Source organism: uncultured Microbacterium sp. (assembly GCF_913776565.1).
Taxonomy (GTDB): domain Bacteria; phylum Actinomycetota; class Actinomycetes; order Actinomycetales; family Microbacteriaceae; genus Microbacterium.
This window is the reverse complement of record NZ_CAJYPF010000137.1, coordinates 1-3,682: the sequence shown is the minus strand read 5'-3', so window position 1 is coordinate 3,682 and position 3,682 is coordinate 1. Positions and strand designations below refer to the sequence as shown.

3 protein-coding genes are annotated in these 3,682 nt (G+C 72.3%); 1 reads left to right on the top strand and 2 read right to left on the bottom strand.

The window, feature by feature from the left end:
• The coding region (locus tag QZ433_RS07255) for a DUF222 domain-containing protein (protein ID WP_295781299.1) at positions 1 to 1,016 on the bottom strand (1,016 nt) is incomplete at its 3' end.
• 196 nt (positions 1,017 to 1,212) lie between these two features.
• Between QZ433_RS07255 and QZ433_RS07250 the strand changes: the two genes are divergently transcribed.
• The gene (locus QZ433_RS07250) at positions 1,213 to 2,367 is read left to right on the top strand and encodes an alpha/beta fold hydrolase (protein WP_295781298.1); all 1,155 of its coding nucleotides are present in this window, start codon (positions 1,213 to 1,215) and stop codon (positions 2,365 to 2,367) included.
• A 14-nt stretch (positions 2,368 to 2,381) separates the two neighbouring features.
• Here the strand turns inward: QZ433_RS07250 and QZ433_RS07245 are convergent, their stop codons facing one another.
• The gene (locus tag QZ433_RS07245; RefSeq protein ID WP_295781294.1) at positions 2,382 to 3,614 is read right to left on the bottom strand and encodes an MFS transporter; all 1,233 of its coding nucleotides are present in this window, start codon (positions 3,612 to 3,614) and stop codon (positions 2,382 to 2,384) included.
• Positions 3,615 to 3,682 lie beyond the last annotated feature (68 nt).

Here is a 3,682-nt window from a genome sequence, read left to right as displayed (position 1 = left end):
GTCGCCATGCCGTCGAGTTCGGCCGTCAGCCAGACCCCGCGGTCGCGCCCCGCACGACGGTGACGCTCCTCGAGCGACTCCGCGTGCACGCGCTCGCGAAGGGCGCGCGCCGCGACGGAGAAACGGGCGGGTGTCAGTCGTGACGCACGGTCGGCGGCGCCGACGTCGAACGCCGTCCACGACGCGGGATCGTCGTGGGGGAGGGACGAGGCGAGACGAGCCGTCTCGACCGCGTGACGCTCGGACGTGCGACCGTCGACGAACGTCTGCCACGACACGGGACTGCGCTCCTGCAGCGTGCGGGCCTGGCTCGCGCGAACCCGCACCGTCTGCTCGGACACACGCAGGCGAACCGCGATCTCGGCCACCGCGGCGCGCTCGGCCATGTCGAGGCGGTCGCGTCTCACCGCCGCGACGGAACGACCTCGCGTGTCGTCCCACGCGAGGTCGAGAGTCGGGTCCTGGCCCACCCAGGGCTGGGGACGAGCGACCGCGTCGTCGAGGATCAGCGCGATCAATCGATACTCTTCGGCGGTCGCGCGGCGACGCTCGACGGCGACGGCCTGGAGTGCCGTCAGGTGCGCATCGGGGGAGTCGGGTGCGGTGGGCTCGGGGGTCGCCGTTTCGGCCGCCGAGGCGTCGAGTGCGGGGAATTCGGGTGCGGTGGGCTGGGGGGTCGCCGTTTCGGCCGCCGAGGCGTCGAGTGCGGGGGAGTCGGGCAGCAGGGCTTCCGGTGCGGCCCAGCCCATCGCGACGGGGCCGGCCGCGCCGAGGTCGTGGCTCACCGGCCACTCCTCGTCGAGCTCGGGCCACGGCGACCATCCGTCCACGTGCCGTCTCGCCCACGCGGTGTCGGCGTCGAGTCGCAGGTCGTCTTCGTCGACGGACGGCACGTCGAATCGGCGTCCGGGAGAGAACACGGCATCCGGATAGCGATCGAAGCCGACCGCCGACGCAGACGCGCGCGACTCGTGAGCCGGCCACGGCCGGTCGAGAGTCACGCGAGGGTCTGTCATGCGAAGACGGTATCGCTGACCTCCGACATCGAAGAGAAAGCCCGGTCAGGAGTGAATGGTGCGCTCATCGTCGCCGCGCACGGGCGGGCACCGTCGTCGCGCTCGCCCCCGCACAGGGGCGGGTGCCGTCGTCGCGCTCGCCCCCCGCGGCGCGGAACCGATGCGCGATCGACGCCCGCGTGCCAGCATTTCCCCCATGCACGAGGGCGGCGGCGCGGATCAGTCCGACACGAGCGACAGCGCAGAACAGCCCGACGCCGGCGAGGGAGCCGAAAACCGCGACGCGCGCGACGGCGCGGAACGTCGTCACGCGACAGACGGCGCGCAACGTCGCCACGCGGCAGACGGCACGGAACGTCGCCACGCGACAGACGGCGTCGAAACACGCCACGCAACAGACACCGCCGAGAAGCTCGACAGCCACGACGACACGGGCGCATCCCGCCCGAACACTCCCGCAACCGGCGAGCCCGCGCCCTCCTCCACCGACATCTCCGTGCCGGGCGGAACCCTGCGGGTGGGGGAATGGCATCCGGATGCCGAGGGCATCCCGTGGCTGCTCGTGCACGGGATCACGGCGTCGCACCTCGCGTGGGCGTGGGTCGCGCGCGAGACGACCGCGCGTCTGATCGCGCCGGACCTGCGCGGACGCGGACGGAGTACGGCCACGCCCGCGCCGGCGACGGGGAACCGGCCCGGAGACGCCCCCCTCGCCCGTCACGCCGACGACCTCGTCGCCGTGCTCGACGCGAAGAACATCGACCGGGCCGTCGTCGTGGGGCACTCGATGGGGGCGTTCATCGCGCTCGTACTCGCCGACCGGCATCCAGACCGCGTCGATCGCGTGGTGCTCGTCGACGGCGGCCTTCCGCTCGATCTTCCCGCGGGGATGCACCCGCGCGACGCGGTGCGTCACGTGCTCGGTCCGACCGCGGCCCGCCTCGACATGCGGTTCGCGACGACCGGCGCCTACCGCGACTTCTGGCGCGCGCACCCGGCGTTCACGGGCAGAGAGGACCCCCTCCTGGACGCGTACTTCGCCTACGACCTGCAGGGGACCCCGGGGCACCTGCGTCCCGCGACGACCTTCGCGACCGTCGAGGCCGACTCGATCGATCAGAACACCGGCGCGTCCATCGAGCGCGCGAGAGAGCGGATGCCACGCCCCACCGCCCTGCTCGCGGCGGAGCGGGGGCTGCGCGGCGAGACGCCGCCGCTGTACCCCGACCTCGACACGCTGCGCAGCGCCCACCCCGCCCTTACGACGACGCGCCGGGTGCCGCACGTCGATCACTATTCGATCGTCATGTCGGCACCCGGCGCGAGAGCCGTGGTGCACGCGGTGGGGTGACTGCCGCGCGAGGATTACGCGGCGTCGCCCACCAGGACCGCGGCGCCCTCGTCCGCGGCATCCGGGTGCGCCCCGTCGACGTGCGCGAGCAGACGCCGACCGAGAAGGATGCACAGCGCCGACAGCGCGACCGAGACGGCGGCCATCACGTAGGGGACGCCGGCGCCGTACGCGTGCCAGAGCAGCGCGGCGAGCGGGGGAGCGACGGCCCCACCCAGGAAGCGCACCGCGGAGTACGCCGACGACGCGACCGAGCGCGGAAGGTCGGTGGCCTCCATCACGGCCTCGGTCAGCGCGGTGTTGACCACACCCAGCACGAGACCACCGACGATGATGCACACCACCAGGGCCGCAGCCGACGACACGATGAACGCCGCGACCAGCAGGTCGACCGCGAGCAGTGGCAGCGCGATGAGCAGCACCGAGGTCAGGCGCATGCGCCGCAGCAGGATGGGGGCGACCCACACGCTCGTGATCGCGAGTCCCACGCCCCAGCCGAAGAAGGTGAGGCCGATCCCCATCGCGCCGAAGCCGAGGGGGAACGGCGAGAACGCCAGCAGCGTGAAGAAGCCGATGTTGTAGAACAGCGCGGTCGCGGCCAGGATCGCCAGCGCCGGACGCCCGAGCGCGCGGAACGGGGCGCTGAAGGGCAGCGGGGTGCGCGCCGGCGCCGGCCCGCGGAGCAGGACCATCACCGCGACGAACGCGATCGCCATCAGCACCACGACACCGAAGAACGGGCCGCGCCAGCTCACCTCGCCCAGCACGCCACCGAGCAACGGGCCCACGGCGATACCCAGACCCAGGGCGGCCTCGTACAGGATGATCGCGGCCGAGCTGCCGCCCGAGGCGGCGCCGACGATCGTGGCGAGAGCGGTCGAGATGAACAGGGCGTTGCCCAGGCCCCAGCCGGCGCGGAAGCCGATCACGGCGTCCACGCTGCCGCTGATGGCGCACAGGAACGAGAAGACCACGATGAGTCCCAGGCCCACCAGCAGAGTGGCTTTCGCGCCGATCCGGCTCGAGATCCAGCTGGTGACCAGCATCGCCAGTCCCGTCACGACGAGGTAGCTCGTGAAGAGCAGCTCGGTCTCGACCGGCGACGCCTTCAGCGACTCGGCGATCGCGGGCAGGATCGGATCGACCAGACCGATCCCCATGAACGCCACGACGCACGCGAACGCGACGGCCCACACTTGGGCGGGCTGTTTCCAGACACTGGGTGCTGCTGCGGTACCGGTGCTCACCGGACGGCCTCCTTCTGCTCGATTCGTGAAGAATTCTCGTGCGACCCGACGGGTGCGAGTCCGACGCG

Bases quoted from the DNA above. Each gene is read 5' to 3' on its own strand.
- QZ433_RS07250 (WP_295781298.1), top strand. From the start codon at position 1,213: ATGCACGAGGGCGGCGGCGCGGATCAGTCCGACACGAGCGACAGCGCA.